This is a genomic window from Simplicispira sp. 125, assembly GCF_003096555.1.
Taxonomy (GTDB): Bacteria; Pseudomonadota; Gammaproteobacteria; order Burkholderiales; family Burkholderiaceae_C; genus Simplicispira.
The window spans coordinates 3,021,089-3,037,431 of sequence record NZ_QEKM01000001.1 but is presented as its reverse complement, the minus strand read 5'-3'; the positions used below and the strand labels follow the sequence as shown (position 1 = coordinate 3,037,431).

17 protein-coding genes are annotated in these 16,343 nt (G+C 65.2%); 7 read left to right on the top strand and 10 right to left on the bottom strand.

Translation table 11 applies throughout. The annotated features are described in order from the left end of the window. Positions 1-113 precede the first annotated feature (113 nt). Positions 114-431 (top strand): hypothetical protein, encoded by a 318-nt coding sequence (locus tag C8D04_RS14200; RefSeq protein ID WP_116005434.1) that lies wholly within the window; start codon positions 114-116, stop codon positions 429-431. A gap of 128 nt (positions 432-559) precedes the next feature. On the opposite strand, the gene C8D04_RS14195 is transcribed toward C8D04_RS14200, so the two are convergent. Beyond that, a complete protein-coding gene (locus tag C8D04_RS14195) occupies positions 560-1,558 on the bottom strand; it encodes an MDR family oxidoreductase (RefSeq protein WP_116006203.1) in 999 nt (332 codons plus the stop codon). A 79-nt stretch (positions 1,559-1,637) separates the two neighbouring features. Continuing rightward, positions 1,638-2,135: a hypothetical protein gene (locus C8D04_RS14190; protein ID WP_116005433.1), complete on the bottom strand. Its 498-nt coding sequence runs from the start codon at positions 2,133-2,135 to the stop codon at positions 1,638-1,640. 147 nt (positions 2,136-2,282) lie between these two features. Between C8D04_RS14190 and C8D04_RS14185 the strand changes: the two genes are divergently transcribed. After that, the gene (locus tag C8D04_RS14185) at positions 2,283-2,534 is read left to right on the top strand and encodes a hypothetical protein (RefSeq protein WP_116005432.1); all 252 of its coding nucleotides are present in this window, start codon (positions 2,283-2,285) and stop codon (positions 2,532-2,534) included. Positions 2,535-2,564: 30 nt separating this feature from the next. Here the strand turns inward: C8D04_RS14185 and C8D04_RS14180 are convergent, their stop codons facing one another. Genes C8D04_RS14180 through C8D04_RS14170 form a run of 3 tightly spaced genes read right to left on the bottom strand, consistent with a single transcriptional unit; the run spans position 2,565 to position 6,168 of the window. After that, positions 2,565-4,244: an FAD-dependent oxidoreductase gene (locus C8D04_RS14180; protein WP_116005431.1), complete on the bottom strand. Its 1,680-nt coding sequence runs from the start codon at positions 4,242-4,244 to the stop codon at positions 2,565-2,567. A 23-nt stretch (positions 4,245-4,267) separates the two neighbouring features. Continuing rightward, on the bottom strand, positions 4,268-5,908 hold the full coding sequence (locus tag C8D04_RS14175) for a polyamine aminopropyltransferase (RefSeq protein WP_116005430.1): 1,641 nt from the start codon (positions 5,906-5,908) through the stop codon (positions 4,268-4,270). Further along, positions 5,905-6,168, bottom strand: coding sequence for a hypothetical protein (locus C8D04_RS14170; protein ID WP_199563006.1), 264 nt, complete (start codon positions 6,166-6,168; stop codon positions 5,905-5,907). The genes C8D04_RS14175 and C8D04_RS14170 overlap by 4 nt, the downstream gene beginning before the upstream one ends. A gap of 108 nt (positions 6,169-6,276) precedes the next feature. On the opposite strand from C8D04_RS14170, the gene C8D04_RS14165 reads away from it, so the two are divergent. Beyond that, positions 6,277-7,263, top strand: a complete 987-nt coding sequence (locus C8D04_RS14165; protein ID WP_116005429.1) for a diaminopimelate dehydrogenase — start codon at positions 6,277-6,279, stop codon at positions 7,261-7,263. Between the two features lie 72 nt (positions 7,264-7,335). On the opposite strand, the gene C8D04_RS14160 is transcribed toward C8D04_RS14165, so the two are convergent. From C8D04_RS14160 to C8D04_RS14150, 3 genes are all read right to left on the bottom strand, one after another. Next, positions 7,336-7,554: a DUF350 domain-containing protein gene (locus tag C8D04_RS14160; RefSeq protein ID WP_199563061.1), complete on the bottom strand. Its 219-nt coding sequence runs from the start codon at positions 7,552-7,554 to the stop codon at positions 7,336-7,338. A 23-nt stretch (positions 7,555-7,577) separates the two neighbouring features. Then, the gene (locus tag C8D04_RS14155) at positions 7,578-9,068 is read right to left on the bottom strand and encodes a DUF4178 domain-containing protein (protein WP_116005427.1); all 1,491 of its coding nucleotides are present in this window, start codon (positions 9,066-9,068) and stop codon (positions 7,578-7,580) included. 104 nt (positions 9,069-9,172) lie between these two features. Then, positions 9,173-10,228, bottom strand: coding sequence for an SPFH domain-containing protein (locus tag C8D04_RS14150; RefSeq protein ID WP_116005426.1), 1,056 nt, complete (start codon positions 10,226-10,228; stop codon positions 9,173-9,175). 226 nt (positions 10,229-10,454) lie between these two features. On the opposite strand from C8D04_RS14150, the gene C8D04_RS14145 reads away from it, so the two are divergent. Further along, entirely contained in the window at positions 10,455-10,730 is a 276-nt protein-coding gene (locus C8D04_RS14145; RefSeq protein WP_116005425.1) for a DUF2061 domain-containing protein, read from the top strand. Here the strand turns inward: C8D04_RS14145 and C8D04_RS14140 are convergent. Both C8D04_RS14140 and C8D04_RS14135 read right to left on the bottom strand, forming a co-directional pair. After that, the gene (locus tag C8D04_RS14140; protein WP_116005424.1) at positions 10,714-11,016 is read right to left on the bottom strand and encodes a flagellar basal body protein; all 303 of its coding nucleotides are present in this window, start codon (positions 11,014-11,016) and stop codon (positions 10,714-10,716) included. The two genes, C8D04_RS14145 and C8D04_RS14140, sit on opposite strands and share 17 nt — an antisense overlap. Positions 11,017-11,082: 66 nt before the next feature. After that, complete coding sequence (locus C8D04_RS14135) at positions 11,083-12,021, bottom strand: LysR family transcriptional regulator (RefSeq protein WP_199563005.1); 939 nt, start codon at positions 12,019-12,021, stop codon at positions 11,083-11,085. A gap of 98 nt (positions 12,022-12,119) precedes the next feature. Here C8D04_RS14135 and C8D04_RS14130 point away from each other — a divergent pair, with 98 nt between their 5' ends. From C8D04_RS14130 to C8D04_RS14120, 3 genes are all read left to right on the top strand, one after another. Continuing rightward, on the top strand, positions 12,120-13,475 hold the full coding sequence (locus C8D04_RS14130) for an aspartate aminotransferase family protein (protein ID WP_116005423.1): 1,356 nt from the start codon (positions 12,120-12,122) through the stop codon (positions 13,473-13,475). Positions 13,476-13,565: 90 nt separating this feature from the next. Then, positions 13,566-15,086: a CoA-acylating methylmalonate-semialdehyde dehydrogenase gene (locus C8D04_RS14125; RefSeq protein WP_116005422.1), complete on the top strand. Its 1,521-nt coding sequence runs from the start codon at positions 13,566-13,568 to the stop codon at positions 15,084-15,086. A gap of 248 nt (positions 15,087-15,334) precedes the next feature. Beyond that, a complete protein-coding gene (locus C8D04_RS14120) occupies positions 15,335-16,288 on the top strand; it encodes an IS110 family transposase (protein WP_116005421.1) in 954 nt (317 codons plus the stop codon). The last annotated feature ends 55 nt before the right edge of the window (positions 16,289-16,343 follow it).

Sequence of the window (16,343 nt, the reverse complement as noted above, 5' to 3'; positions counted from 1 at the left end):
AAGACCCTGGATGAACGCCAGTTCAACAAACCGTTCAGCAGCGATTCATACCCTCAGGCGCACACTGTGCACACAGTCGCCAATGACTGGGCACCCATGCAAAGGAGACCCCCATGCAATCGACCGCACTTCTCACCACAGTCGCCATGCTGGCAGCCTTGATCAGCATGCCCCTGCGGGCTGAAAATCGCACACATGACCATGAACGCGACCGTCAGCACACGACGGACGCGCGCCCCGCAAACGGGTACGACCACGGCATGCAGGTTGTCGCCCACGACGCCGCGCCCGCAACGCCCGGCCATGGCTGGCGCTATTTCGCCGATCCAGCAGCGCGCCGCGCCGTTGTCATCAGCCCGCAAGGAGACTATTACTTCAGCAACCGAGGCAAAGGCCTGCGCTGGATCGCTGCAGAACAGACGGGTGTTTGACAGGGTCGTCGAATCATTCCGTTTCTCCATCCATCGAGTACGCGAAGGCCCAGCGCAGACAGTGCCGTTGCACGGCAAGCGAAGCCGACAAAGCCATCGTTGGATGGAGAAATGGAATCAGACCGCGCTCAGCGCGTCACATCGACCACCACGCGCCCGCGCACCTGCCCCGCCAAAATAGCGCCTGCCAGTTCCGGCAGGCGGCTCATGGGCTCCACGGTGGTGATGGCTTGCAGGTGCGCCGGGTCCAGATCGCGCGCCAGGCGCTGCCACGCGGCGTGGCGTGCAGGCATCGGCGCCATCACCGAATCCACCCCCAGCAGCGCCACGCTGCGCAGGATGTGCGGCAGCACCGTGGCTGGCAGGTCCATGCCGCCGGCCAGGCCGCATGCGGCAGCCCCCGCGCCGTATTCCATTTGCGCCAGCACGTTGGCCAGGGTGGTACTGCCCACCGAGTCCACGGCGCCCGTCCAGGTCTCGCGTTGCAGCGGACGCACCGGGCCTTGCAGGCTGGCGCGGTCGATGAAGGCGCTGGCACCCAGGCCGCGCAGGTAGTCGTGTGTGTCGGGCCGACCGGTAGAGGCAGTGACGTTGTAGCCGCGCCTGGCCAGCAAGCTGACCGCCACGGAACCCACGCCACCCGCAGCGCCGGTGACCAGCACCTGGCCTGTGCCCGGCTGCGCGTGGCCCCAGCGCTCGAGCACATCGACACACAGCGCGGCGGTGTAGCCGGCCGTGCCAATGGCCATGGCCTGCTGCGGCGTAAAGGCGTCGGGCAGTGCCACCAACCATTCGGCCTTGACGCGCTGGAACCGGGTGAAACCACCCCAGTGCGTCTCAGACAAACCAAAGCCATTCAATACCACCACATCGCCGGCCTTCCACAGCGGCGAACGCGACTCGACCACCGTGCCCGCCAAGTCGATGCCACCCACCATGGGCAGGCTGCGCGCCACCTTGTTGCGGTTGCCCGAGAGGGCCAGGCCATCCTTGTAGTTCAGGGCCGAGTACTGCACCTCGACGAGCACATCGTCGTCGGGCAGGTCGGAGAGTTGCAGTTGCTTGAAAACGCTGCGCGCCTTGCCTTCGTGTTCTTCGATGACCAGTGCGGTAAAAGTATCTGCCATGGCGTGGGCTCCTTGCATGGGGGGACAGCGGGAATCGTGGCCATGATGGTACGCCGCCCGGCCCGCAGGCCCGTCCCCTTCAGGACACCCCGGTCGGCTGCGGTGCAGGCGGTGCGTTCGTGCTGTCCACGCCGTGCCACGCGGCCTCCTGCAAGTCCAGGGGCAGCTCATGGGCCAGAGCCATGTGTTCGCGTTCGTGGTGGTGCTCCAGCACGTGGCGCAGTGCATGGGCGGCGTCCAGCAGCATCAGCACTGCGCTGCGGCGAGCCGTTTCGTCGGGCAGAGGGAGGCTGGCCACCTTCTGCACGCGCTCCAGGTATTCCTCGGCCAGCAGTGCGATGCGATCGTGCTCCAGCCGGTACACCCGCGCGGCCCAGCGCGCGCCTTCGGGCACATGGGGCAACAGGCGCGTGTTCTCGATGGCGATGTGTTGCTGCAAGCCTTGGTGCCAGTATTGCAGGTGCTGCAGTGCGCTGGCGAAGTCCGCACCCGCCACGTCGAGCAAATGGGCGTGCAACAAGGCATCCAGCCGTGCGTGCTGGCGTTCGAAATGACCGGGGGTGAGGGTGGTGGGCATGGTGTGATGGCGCAGAGAGGGGGCGGTACGGCATTTTCTCAGGGTGCCCTGCACCCTGCCCAGCGCTTGCAGCAATGGGTCGCTGCTCCAGCGCGCGCCGGGTGGGTGTTGTGTGGGATAGTGCACAACCGCCGCCTGCCCTCTTCCATGGAAACCCTCTCTGCCCTGCAATCCCTCGGACTGGAATTGCCCAGCCCGGCCTATATCGTGGGTGCCATCCTGTTTGGACTGGTCGGCATGGCCGCGTACTGGCACGGCAAAAAAGTGCAGCGCCGCAGCACGCGCTGGTGGGGTGTGGCATTGATGTTCTACCCTTACGCCATCTCGTCCACCTGGCTGCTGTATGCCGTGGGCGCGGCCCTGTGCCTGGGCTTGTGGTGGGATGTGCAGCGCGGGTGACGGCGGGATAACGCCGCGGTGCACCGCGGTTCAGGCCAACACCGCCAGCCCCGCCCCGTGACCGCGCGTAAAGGCTTCCTCAAACACCGAATAGCCCGACCAGTCGGCGTGCGCAAACGCCAGCCGTGCGGTGGTGGGTGTGGGCAGCCAGCGGGTTTGCTCACCATTCGATAGCTGCTTGCGCTTGACTGGCGGGCGCTGGAGGCCGATTTTGCTTAAAAACCCCAGCGTACCCGGTGTGGGAATGGACATGGCGTGCCCGTAGCGCGTGACCTCCACGCGCGTGGCACGCCGGGCCAGGTCGGGGTGGGGCACCCCCAGGGTGGCCAGCGCAGCCTGTGCCCAGTGCGTCCACGGCTGGGTTGCCAACTGCTCGCGGCCTTGGGGTACATCGCCCAGCGCCTGGTAGTAGCTCAGCACCGTGGGGGCGGTGATGGCCGAGCGCGGGTCCAGGCGCTGGTGACCGGCGTCCACATAACCCAGGCCGCCGGGGTTGGCATCCTGGTAGAGCACGTTGTCCCAGGCGGGCGCGGCGCCGGGGTGGTCGAGCAAAGGCGCGTCGATGTGGATGTTGGCCACCAGCCAGGGCGCCCAGTGCAGCCGCCGTGCAGCTTCGCGCAAAAAGGCCGGGGCCTGCTGCACCACCCGCGCCGCCACAAATATCGGTAGCGCCACGATGGCGCGCGGGGCTTGCCAGCGCTCCACGGTGCCCGTCGCGTGGTGCAGGGCATCCACCTCCACGCCGTGGCGCCCTTCGCTGATGCGCAGCACGCTGCAGCCCGTGCGCAGCTGGCCGCCAGCGCGCAGGGGCTCCGCCAGGCGCTGGGTCAGCCAGCCGTTGCCCTCGGGCCAGGTGAGCACGCCGTCTTGCTCGGGCGGGGCGTCGTCGCCTGGCGCAGAAAAACCATGGCGGCTGGCGAAGTAGTGGATACCCGCCCAGGCCGACACGCGCGCCGTGCCCGCACCGTAGTCGTCGCGGCAGCAGTAGTCCAGGTACCAGCGCAGGTGGGCATCATCCAGCCCTTGTTGTGCCAGCCAATCATCAAAAACAAGAGCATCCAGCGCTTGATGGGTGGGCGACAGAGGCCGTTTTACCTCTAAAGACTTGAGCACGGGCATGGTAAAGCGCGCTGCTTTGCCCAGCGCTTGCACCAGCGCAGAAAACTGCCGGTACTGGGCCAGTGTGCTGGCGCCCACGCCTTGCATGGGCAGCAAACCTTCTTGCCATTCGCCGTCGCGGAAAAGACGCTCCTGCGGGCTGTGGCACAGGTGGCGCTCGTCGTACTGCCAACGCCCGGCGATGCGCCGGCGCAGGCCCAGTTCTTCGAGCAGGTCTTGCACTTCGCGGGAATCGTCCCCCGGCACCGGCAGGTAGTGCGCGCCCAGCGGGCAGGCGATGCTGCTCACGCTGCCCCCGCGGCTGTTGCCACCGGGTTGGTCTTCGAGCTCGAGCAGCACAAAATCGTCGATGCCCGCCAGCCGCAGCGACCGCGCCGCCGCCAGCCCGGCCACGCCACCGCCGGCGATGATGACCTGCGCGCGCCGCACCACGCTGGGCGCGGGCAGCTTGCCCGACTGCAGCAGGTCGCGCAGCGCATGGCCGCGCGCCAGGTCGATACCGGCAAAGCCGCCCTGCAGCGTGCGCGGTGCATCGTGGCAACCGGCCAGGGCCGTGGCGGCAGCGGTGGCAAGAAACTGGCGGCGTTGCATGGTGTATGCCTTTGACCCGATGTTCAGTGGGCCATGACCTTGCCCCACTCGCGCTCATAAGTGTGCACCAGCAGCTGGTTGGACAGGCGGTTCACCTCGGCCGGCACCCGCGCCATGTCCAGGGGAAAGTCAAACAGCAGCGGCAGCGTGCTGGCGCTCAAAAACTGCAGCCCGCCGGGCAGCGCCTCGGGCAGGCGCCAGGGCCGGTGGCTGGCCAGCACAAAGCCCCATTCGCCAAAGCTGGGCACATGGGCGTGGTAGGGCGCCGTCTGCAGGCCGACCGACTCGATGGTCTGCACCACGGTCCAGAAACTCTGGCGCGCCACCAGGGGCGACGTAGTCTGCACCACCGCATAGCCGCTGGCGGCCAGGCGCCGGTCGAGCAAGGCGTAGAAACTGTTGGTGTAGAGCTTGCCAATGGCGAAGTTGGTGGGGTCGGGGAAGTCCACCACGATCACATCAAAGGTATCGTGAGCCCCCACGCTTCCCGCTGCGCGTGGTTCGCTGCCCCCCTGGGGGGCGCTCGCGCCTTGGGGCGGCCTGGCGGCCCTCGATTGCCCATCCTGCAGCCACTGGAAGGCGTCGGTGTTGACGACCTGCACCTTGGGGCTGCGCAGCGCGTGGCCGTTCAGCCGCGCCAGCGTGGCGTTGTCGGTAAACAGCCGCGTCATGGCCGGGTCCAGCTCCACCAGCGTGACCGATTCCACCGAGGGGTATTTGAGAATCTCGCGCACCGCCATACCGTCGCCCCCGCCCAGCACCGCCACGCGCTTCGGTGCACCGTGGGCCGCCATGGCCGGGTGCACCAGCGCCTCGTGGTAGCGGTACTCGTCGCGCTCGGCAAACTGCAGGTTGCCGTTGAGGAACAGGCGGTGGCCCAGCTTGCCATCCGTCACCACGATGCGCTGGTAGGGCGAAGCTGCGGTGAAGACGATGCGGTCCTGGTAAAACTTGTCTTCGGCAAAAGTGGTGATGTGCTCAGCGCCCGCCAGCGCCGCCAGCAGCAGCCCAATCACCATGGCGCAGGCCGCCACATGCGCGCCCCAGCGCCGCAGCTCCCAGCGAAAAAGCCACAACGCCCATACGGCCACCAGCGCGTTGAGCAGCCCAAACAACAGCCCCGTGCGGATCAGCCCCAGGTGCGGCACCAGCAGCAGCGGGAACGCCAGCGACACCGCCAGCGCGCCCAGGTAGTCGAAGGTGAGGACCTGCGAGACCAGGTCCTTGAGCGCCACATTGCGCTTTAAGATACGCATCACCAGCGGAATCTCCAGGCCGACGAGCGTGCCCACCACCAGCACCATGCCATAGAGCAAAAAGCGGAACGCCCCCGGCGCATAGGCATTGGCCAGGAACAGCACCGCAGGCAGCGTGCCGCCGATCAGCGCCACCAGCAGTTCGATACGCAAAAAATGCGCCGGCAGCTGCCGCTCGAAATAGCGCGAGAGCCACGAACCCACGCCCATGGCGAACAAATAGGTGCCGATGATGGTGGAAAACTGCAGCACCGAGTCGCCCAGCAGGTACGACGCCAGCGCACCGGCCGCCAGCTCGTACAGCAGCCCGCAGGCGGCCACCACGAAGACGCTGGCGAGCAGGGCGATGTCGATGGGGCGGGGGCCGTGGGGGGCGGCAGGTACGGCCGTGCCGGGAGCGTTACTCATGCCAGTACTTCATCGAGTTGCTGGGCCAGATTTTTGCCGCGTCGCGCAAGTCGGCCATATGCATCTCGATGCTGGCTTGGCGTCAGTTTGCGCAGCCGTTGCAGGCGCGGCAGCATCATCGACAGCCACAGGCTGTGGTCCAGGTTGTCAGCGGTGCTCCGCGCGTTGCCGTGGGTGCTGACGGGTTCGAACAGGCGGAAGGGCACCTGGGCGGCGGTGGTGAAGGCGGTGGAGCGGTTGAGCCAGTCAAGGGTGGGCATGGTGGGGCGTTCTGTGGCCTGCGGCGCGGGTGCCGGGCGATCGCGCTATTGTGGTGCAGACGGTGGGTAGACTCGGTCATCCTTTTTTACCACCTTGGACAGCAATTCATGGGCAATCAGATTCGCATTGGTATCGCCGGTTACGGCAACCTGGGGCGCGGCGTGGAGGCCGCCGTGGCAAAGAACCCCGACATGGTGCTGGCCGGCATCTTTACGCGGCGCGCGCCGCAGGACCTGCAGCCGCTGTTTGCCCGCACGCCGGTGCATGCCTACGGGCGGCTGGCCGAATTCAAGGACACCATCGACGTGCTGATCCTGTGCGGCGGCTCCAAGGACGACCTGCCGCGCCAGGGCCCCGAGCTGGCGGCGCTGTTCAACACCGTGGACAGCTTTGACACCCATGCGCGCATTCCGGCGTATTTCGAGGCGGTGGACGCGAGCGCGCGCGCCAACGGCAAGACGGCGCTGATCTCCATCGGCTGGGACCCGGGCATGTTCTCCATCAACCGCCTGTACGGCGAGGCGCTGCTGCCCGATGGCGCCACCTACACCTTCTGGGGCAAGGGGTTGAGCCAGGGGCATTCCGACGCCATCCGCCGCGTGCCGGGCGTGAAGGCGGGCGTGCAGTACACCATTCCCTCGCCCGAGGCGGTGGCCCAGGTGCGCAGCGGTGCGCGCCCCGCGCTCAGCACGCGCCAGAAGCACACGCGCGAATGCCATGTGGTGCTGGAGGACGGCGCCAGCGCCGATGCGGTGCGCCAGGCCATCGTCACCATGCCCGACTACTTTGCCGATTACGACACCACCGTGCACTTCATCGATGAGGCCACGCTGCAGTGCGAGCACAACCGCATGCCGCATGGCGGCTTCGTGATCCGCAGCGGCAACACGAGCGATGCGCAGCGCCAGGTCATCGAGTACGCGCTGCAGCTCGACAGCAATCCCGAGTTCACCGCCAGCGTGCTGGTGGCCTACGCGCGCGCGGCGCACCGCCTCCATGCGCAGGGCCAGTGCGGCGCCAAGACGGCCTTTGACGTGGCACCGGGGCTGCTGTCGATCAAGTCGCCGGCGCAGCTGCGCGAGGAGCTGCTGTAGGCAGGTACCGGCCTTAAATAGGCATAAAAAACGCTGCCAGCGCCCGTCCACCGGGCGCCAGTAGCTATGGTTTTAGTGGATGGCGGCCGCCACGATGATGCTGATCCCAAGGCACATCGCGGCCACGACCAGGCCCAGGGCCTGGTTCTGTTTTTCGACGATTTCACGCCACAGGTCGTAAGGGGTGATCTTGTCGACGATGACAAAGCACAGCCAGAAGATGAAAACGCCAATGATGGCGTAGAGGATGGAGCCGAGGAATGCCGCGGGCCGGAGCCATTCAATTCCCATCATGATGCGTTTCTCCTTGAAGTTTATTTATGCCCACCGCCGGTGGAAAAACCACCGAACGAACCGCTGGAACTGCGGTAGCCGCCCCCGGGCGAGCCCGAGCAGTTCGACAGCAGCACCAGCAGGATGATGAGCACCACGGCGATGAGGATGAGTGTGCCGCAGCCCAGGCCCTTGGCCGCCACGAAGGGGCCGGGGTCGTCGCGCTGGAGCAGGTCTTTCTTGTCGTCAAGCTTGAAGGCCTTGACCACCGTGTCGCTGGCCAGCTTGTCGCCGGCCGACCAGGTGAGCTCGTTCTTGCTCTGCTCCATCGACAGCAGGCCCTTGGCGCTGGCGTAGTCGCGGTTGGAGGTTTTTTGCCCGCGCTCGACCTGCCAGTAGAACTCGCCCAGCACATAGGTGGTTTCGGCCTCGTAGCTGTACTTGAGCTGGTAGGTGGTGCCCATGTACGTGGCGGTGCGGCCCGTCGACCCCACTTGCGGGGCGCCCGTGGTGGGGCGCACCATGCTCCAGCCGTCTTCGGCATCGACCAGAAAGGCAAAGCCGCGCTTCTGGTTGTAGAGCAGGTACTCGCTCCAGCCAAACTGTTCGTCGTCGCCGGGTTCTTGCCCCATGCGGTGCTGAAAGCCCACCACCTGCCATTGCACACCCTGGAGCTGGCCTTTGCTGCCCAGCGGGATGATGGGGCGCACGGGTTCGTCCTGCTCGGCCGAGCGCAACTCGCCGCCCACGCCGCTGCCGAGGTCAATGATGCTGGCGCACGACCCGCAGGTGATGCTTTTGGTGCTGGCCAGTTGCACCTGCACGGGCGCACCGCAGTGCGGGCAGTTGAACTGGCGGCCTTTTTCGTCTTTGGCCGATTCGTCCTTGAGGCCTTGCAGCTGCAGGTCTTCGAGCAGCACGGACTTGCCGCGTTCGACGTTGGGGGGCTGGTGGCCGTAGTCGATGCTGAGCACTTCGCCGTCTTCGCTGCGCAGCTCGACCATATCGAACGGCTGGCCCAGCGGTGGCAGCTTGGGCAGTTCGCCCTGGGCCGAGATCAGGCTGGCCTGGCCGCTGAAGGCCACGCTGTAGGGCTTGCCGTTGATGGCGGTGGTGCTGCCCACGCGAAAGCGGCTGGCCTCGGGCAGCTCGCGCCCCGGGTCCATGGGGCGGGTGAAGACGTAGGCGCCGTTGTCTTCGCCCAGGCTGGCCATGCTGCCGTCCTGCAGGAAGGCCACCCATTCGGTCCAGACACCGGCCGCGTTTTTGTACTGCAGGCGGCCGATCAGCGTGAACGGCTGCTCTTTGCCGTCCAGCGTGATGCGCCCGCTGGCCATGAGCTGCAGCGGGCTGTGGTCGTCGAACAGCTCGGCCATCTTGCCCAGGCGCTGCAGCACGTCGCCGCTGCGCACCACGGTGCTTTGGCAGAAGCCGCAGACGGCGTGCGTGGATTGCGCACTTTTGAACTCGACCGGCGCACCACAGCCGGGGCAGGGTGCACGGTAGTAACGCTGTGTGGGGTCGGTGGCCATCAGGGGCGGGCCGACAGCGTTGATGGGTCTGGTATTTGAAGCTTTTTTGGCCTCTAACGCTTATCCATCAAGCACTGTTAGCTATTATTTTAATAGCTAAAGACTTACGCCAATTTCTTGAGCAGTTCAGCCTTCTTGGCGTCGAACTCCTCCTGCGTGAGGATGCCCTTGGACTTGAGCTCGCCCAGCTTTTCCAGCGTGGCCATGACTTCGTCGGGCCGCACGCCTGCCGGTGCTGCCGCCGCAGTGGCCGCACCCGCAGCCTGTGCCGCCGCGCCGCCACCGCCTTGCAGGCCTTGCTGCAGGTTTTGCGCCAGCACCTGGCCCAGCGCCACACCGGCGCCCAGGCCCATGGCGTCACCGGCAATGCCGCTACCACCGCCGCCTTCGGCAAATTTAGGAATGGCCTGCGCCGTCTGGTACTGCATGAACTTGCCCATGTCGTTGCCGACCATGCCCATGCCGATTTTCTGGTCCAGAATTTTCTGCAGTTCTTCGGGCAGGGAGACGTTCTGTACCGTCAGGCTCTCAACCGTCAGGCCGATCTTGGCAAAGTGGGGGGCCAGCTCCTTGGCCAGCGCCTCGGCAAACATCACCTGGTTGGCGGCCAGGTCCAGAAACGGCAGGCCGCTGCCCGCAATCGCGTTGCTGATGTTCTGCAGCACCATGCCGCGCAGCTGGCCTTCGAGGTCGGCCACGGGGTAGCTGTCGCGCGTGCCCGAGATCTCGGTGTGGAACAGCTTGGGGTCGGCGATGCGGTAGGCGTAGTTGCCGAAGGCCCGCAGGCGCACCGCGCCGAAGTCCTTGTCGCGGATGGTGATGGGCTGGGGCGTGCCCCACTTCTGGTCGATCTGCTGGCGCGTGCTGAAGAAGTACACGTCGCTCTTGAAGGGCGACTGGAACAGCTTGTCCCAGTTCTTCAGGTAGGTGAGCACCGGCAGCGTCTGCGTGGTCAGCTTGTAGGTGCCGGGGCCGAACACGTCGGCCACCTGGCCTTCGTTGACGAAGACGGCCATCTGCGACTCGCGCACCACCAGCGTGCCGCCGTTCTGGATTTCCATGCCCGCCATCGGGTAGCGCCAGGCCAGCGTGCCGTCGCCGTCCTCGGTCCACTCGAGGATGTCGATGAACTGTTTCTTGATGAAGTCCATGAGGGCCATGTGTGTTCCCGGTTGCTGTGGAAAGAATGAAAGAAGGTGGCCGAGCATCATAGCAACGGTGGTGGGCGCAGGGCAGCGGGGCGGCGGGCGTTTTTGTGAACAAGTTCCGGTGTGCCCAGGTTTTGACCATGGCGGCGGTAGTCAGATTCAATGGTGGAATCAATTGATAATGATTATCATTTGTTAAAGCCCGCTATCGTGCAGGGCTGCTCTCCAGGAGAACGCCATGTCCCGCATTCGCCGCGCCGCCCGCCAGAACAAGACCATGCTGCTCAAGACAGGCAGCTACTACCTGATCCATATCACCGTCGCCGCCTTGGTGGCCTATGCGGTCACCGGCAACCTGATCGCATCGCTCACGCTCAGCCTGCTGGAGCCTACGGTGCAGGCTTTCGCCTTCTTCTTCCATGAAAAAGCCTGGGAGCGCTCCGCGCGCAAGGCCCGTGCCGCTGCGGCCAACGCCGCCGCACCGCAGGGCGCCCCGCTTATGCCTGCGTGTTGAGCAGCGCGCCCAGCATGCGGTCTTCGGTTTGGAGGGTTTGCAGGTTGGCCTTGAAGGCGTAGGTGGCCGACATCTGTTCCACCGCTTCCTGCTCCAGTGCCGCGCCTTCCTGGGATTCGCGCTGCACGCTGGCGCGTACACCACCTTGCTCGGGCTGGGCCTGCAGGGCCACCGACTGGCGACGAAACGCGGGCGTGTTCATGTTGGCCACGTTGTGCGCCGAGGCGTCCAGCCGCAGTTGCGCGGCCTGCAGGCCGGAAGATGCAATGGAGGAGATGCTGGACATGAGGTGCCTTGCAGGGTGGGCCGTAAAACGCCCATTGTGGGCCGAGTGGGAAAGGGGTGCAAGTCGTCAGGCGTGCGCTGCCAGCAAGCACTGTGCAAAAGCCTGCGCCGCGCGCGGCGGCTGGGGTGACTTGCGCAGCACACTGACAAACTGGCAGGGGTAGAAGAACTGCGCCGGTTGCACGGCCTGCATCAGACCCTGGCGCTCGAAGCTCTCGGCGTAATGGTCGGGCAAAAAACCCAGGTAGCGGCCCGAGAGAATGAGCGTGGCAATCGACTCCTGGTCAAAGCCCGTGGCCTTGCGGGGCAGGCGGGCGCCGTGGCTCAGTTCCATATTGGGCGAGTGGTAGCCCAGGCCGGCAAACTGCCAGGCGCGCAGGGCATCCCAGGTCAGCGCGGCATGGTCTGCGCCAAACAGCGGGTGGCGCGCACCGCAGTAGAGCAGCATGGTCTCGGTGAACAGGTTGGCGTACACCAGGCTTTGCGAGGCGCGGTGCGCGGGGATGATGCCGACGTGAAAGCTCCCGTCCATCAGGCCGCGCTCGATCGCGGGGATGCTGGCCACGTGCATCTGCAGGCTGACCTCGGGCGCCTGCGCGGCAAAACGCGCAATCGCCTCGCCAATGTGCGCGGCCGGGTTGCTGGCGGTCTTGTCGAACACCGCCACGTCCAGGCGCCCGCCCATGCGGCGGTGGATGTCGTCAATGCTGCTGCGAAACGCATCCACGGCCGATAGCAGGCGCAGGGTTTCGTCGTACACGCGCTGGCCCTCGGCCGTCAGCGCAAAACCGGCCCGGCCCCGGCGGCACAGCGTCAGGCCCAGGCGCGTTTCCAGGTCTTTCATGTGGCGGCTGACGGTGCTGGTGCCGATGTTGAGTTCCAGCTCGGCGGCCGATAGCCCGCCGCACTCGGCCACGCTTTTGAACACCTGCAGCAGGCGCAGGTCCATGTCGCTGAGCTGGCCGAGCACGGCGCGGTGTTTGGTGGGTGCAGGTTTTACTTGCATAAATCGTCAAGTAAACATTGATATTTGTTGATATGAGAGATTAACAGTTGCGCCAACAATGTCGAGCTGCCTTGCCGCCAATCCACAGGAGACACCCCATGAGCTTTGTCCACACCGAACCCTCGCTTGACGCCGCACCGCGCATGGATGCCGCCTGGCTCGATGCCTACTGGATGCCCTACACGGCCAACCGCCAGTTCAAGGCCAACCCCCGCATGGTGGTCGAGGCGCAGGGCGCCTATTACACCGACAGCGAAGGGCGCAAGATTTTTGACGGCCTGTCGGGCCTGTGGTGCGCCGGCCTGGGCCATGGCCGCCGCGAGATTGCCGAGGCGGTGGGCAAACAGGCGGCCAAGCTGGACTATTCGCCCGCCTTCCAGTTTGGCCACCCGCTCGCGTTTGAGCTGGCCAATCGCATCAAGGAGCTGACGCCTGCCGGGCTGGACTACGTGTTCTTCACCGGCTCGGGCTCCGAGGCTGCCGACACCTCGTTGAAGATGGCCCGTGCCTACTGGCGCGCCAAGGGCCAGGCAAGCAAGACGCGCCTGATTGGCCGCGAGAAGGGCTACCACGGCGTGAACTTTGGCGGCATCTCGGTGGGTGGCATCGCTGCCAACCGCAAGATGTTTGGCTCTGGGCTAGAGGCCGACCACCTGCCGCACACGCAGCCCCCGGCGGGCTCGTTCCACAAAGGCATGCCGCCCACCGGCAAGGAACTGGCGGACCGTCTGCTCGACCTGATCGCCCTGCACGATGCATCCAACATTGCGGCTGTCATCGTCGAGCCGTTTTCGGGTTCGGCCGGTGTTGTGATTCCGCCCGTGGGCTACCTGCAGCGCCTGCGCGAAATCTGCACGCAGAACAACATCCTGCTGATTTTTGACGAAGTCATCACGGGCTTTGGCCGCGCGGGGGCGATGAGTGGCGCCGAGGCTTTCGGCGTGACGCCCGACCTCTTCAACTTTGCCAAGCAGGTCACCAATGGCGTGCAGCCCCTGGGCGGCGTGGTGGCCAGCAAGGAGATTTACGACACCTTCATGGCCGCAGGCGGGCCGGACTACATGCTGGAGTTTGCCCACGGCTACACCTACTCGGCCCACCCGGTGGCCTGCGCAGCCGGTATTGCGGCACTCGACATCCTGCAAAAGGAAGACATGGTGGGCCGTGTGCAGGCGCTGGTGCCGCACTTTGAGCAGGCGGTGCACAGCCTCAAGGGCGCCAAGCATGTGGCCGACATCCGCAATTACGGCCTGGCCGCTGGTTTCACCATCGCCGCGCTGCCCGGCGAGCCCGCCCGCCGCCCTTATGAGATCGCCATGGCGTGCTGGAAGAAGGGCTTTTACGTGCGCTACGGCGGCGACACCATCCAGCTGGCGCCCCCGTTCATCAGCGAAAAGGTCGAGATCGATCGCCTGATCAACGCCTTGGGCGACGCGCTGACCGAAACAGCCTGATCGCTCAGTACCCACTGAATACTTCTGTATTGATAGCTGCTGGCGCTTGATAGATAAGCGCTAGAGGCATTTTTCACTCAAATTTTTGACATGCACAAAGATCACAACGTCACCACCACCATCGGCCACCTGATTGATGGCCAATTGGTTGTTGACACCGAGCGCACACAGCCGGTGTTCAACCCCGCCACGGGCCAGTCCACCACCAGCGTGGCGTTGGCCAGCAAAGCCACCGTCGAAGCCGCCATTGCTTCGGCCGAAGCCGCTTTTCCCGCCTGGCGCAATACGCCGCCGCTCAAGCGCGCGCGGGTGATGGCCAAGCTCAAGGTGCTGCTGGAAGAAAACGCCGACAAAATCGCCGCGCTCATCACTGCCGAGCACGGCAAGGTGCTGAGCGATGCGCACGGCGAGCTGCAGCGCGGCATTGAAAACGTCGAATACGCCAGCTATGCGCCCGAACTGCTCAAGGGCGAGCACAGCCGCAACGTGGGCCCCAACATTGACTCGTGGAGCGAGTTCCAGGCGCTGGGCGTGACGGCAGGCATCACGCCGTTCAACTTTCCGGCCATGGTGCCGCTGTGGATGTGGCCCATGGCCGTGGCCTGCGGCAACACCTTTGTCCTGAAGCCGTCCGAACGCGACCCGAGCAGTGTGCTGTTCATCGCTCAGCTGGCGCTCGAAGCGGGCCTGCCGCCCGGCGTGCTCAACGTGGTCAATGGCGATAAGTTGGCTGTCGATACGCTGCTGCAAGACCCCCGGGTCAAGGCGGTGAGCTTTGTGGGTTCAACCCCTATCGCCGAATATATCTACGCCGAAGGCTGCCGCCAGGCTAAGCGTGTGCAGGCCCTCGGCGGTGCAAAAAACCATGCGGTGTTGATGCCCGATGCCGACGTGGGCAACGCCGTCAGTGCGCTGATGGGCGCGGCCTACGGCTCGTGCGGCGAGCGCTGCATGGCCATCCCGCTGCTGGTTGCGGTGGGTGACGCGGTGGGCGACGCCGTCGTGGCGGGGCTGAAGACCGAAATCGCCAAGATGCAGGTCGGCCCCGGCACCGACAACGGCAACGACATGGGGCCGCTGATCACCCGCGAGCATGCGGCCAAGGTCAGGGCCTATGTGGACAGCGGCGTGGCCGAAGGCGCCACGCTGGTGGTGGACGGCCGTGGCGTGCAGGTGGCAGACGGCCATGAAAACGGCTACTTCCTGGGCGCCTGCCTGTTTGACAACGTCCAACCCGGCATGAAGATCTACGAAGAAGAAATCTTCGGCCCCGTGCTCGGCGTGGTGCGCGTGAAGACGCTGCAAGAGGCGATGAACCTGATCGACGCCCACGAGTACGGCAACGGCACCTGCATCTTCACGCGCGACGGCGAGGCCGCGCGCTACTTCACCGACCATATCCAGGTCGGCATGGTGGGCGTGAACGTGCCCCTGCCCGTGCCCGTGGCCTACCACTCGTTTGGCGGCTGGAAGCGCAGCCTGTTTGGCGACCTGCATGCCTATGGGCCCGATGCCGTGCGTTTCTACACCAAGCGCAAAACCATCACGCAGCGCTGGCCGTCGGCGGGTGTGCGCGAAGGGGCGGTGTTCAGCTTTCCCAGCAGCCGCTGAACGGCGATGAACCCTGAAAGCCCTGCGGCGCTTGTATGTTCTGGTTGTCGGGGTGGAGGGACCCTGCGGTGCATCGGCAACGATCGTTGACCGACCACGCGAGTTTTCTCCCGCTCCACCTTCCAACGTCGATCAGGAACTGCGCGGCGCTGCGCCCTTGGGCGCTGCGACCACCGATCTGAAGGCAAGCCAACGTAGTTGGTGGGCTGTACCCCGACACGGCTCATTGTCCAATCGGAGGTGTCATCATGCAAGAGTCCAATTTGTACATCGGCGTGGACGTATCCAAAGCCGAACTCGTCATCGCCATGGGTCCACAGCGACGACCGTGCAGCGTCGCCAACGATGCGCCGAGCATCAGTCGCTGGCTGCGGGAAGTCCCCGCGCATGCACTCATCGCCATGGAATCCACCGGCCGGTATCACGGCTTGCTGGCACACCTGGCTAGCCAAGCGGGCTTTCAAGTGTTCGTGCTCAATGCGCGAGACGTCTTCTTCTACGCACGTGCCTTGGGCACACGGGCCAAGACCGACGGCGTAGACGCCGGCGTGATTGCCCGCTACTTGGCTGAGCACCACGATCAGCTGCATCCCTGGCAACCGGCAAACCCCTTGCAGCAGCGCCTCCAAGACCTGCTCACACGCAGGGCGCAAGTGGCCACACACCGATCGGCCTTGCGCCAAGTCTTCGCCGATGTCGACCAACAGGGGATTGAGACGGACAAGCTGCAAAAGGCCTTCGACGCCTTGCTCCATTCCATAGACGACCAGGTGCGCGCCTTGATCGCCAGCGATGCGCAGATGGCCGAGCGATGCGAGCGGCTGCGCACCATCACCGGTATCGGACCGCAGACCACAGCGGTGCTGGCAGCGCTGCTCAGCCGCTTCGAGTTTGCCAATTCTGATGCCCTGGTAGCTTACAGCGGTCTGGACCCGCGTCCCAACGATTCCGGCACCAAGCGCGGCAGGCGCCGTCTGAGCAAGAAGGGGCCAGCGCTCTTGCGCAGGCAGATGTACCTGACGGGTATGTCCGCCAGTCACAGCAAAGCCCTCAAGCCGCTGTACCAGTCGATCCGGGCCAAGGGCTTTGCGACAACCGAGGCGTTTGTGATCTTAGGCCGCAAGTTGTTGCGAGTGGCATTTGCTGTCTGGAAGGGGAGCGAGATCTTTGATCCGACACGGTTGATGCCAAAAACCGCTTGACGAAAAACATAGAACCTGGCGTGCCGCAGGGCTTTTAATTTTGTAATGTGAAAAT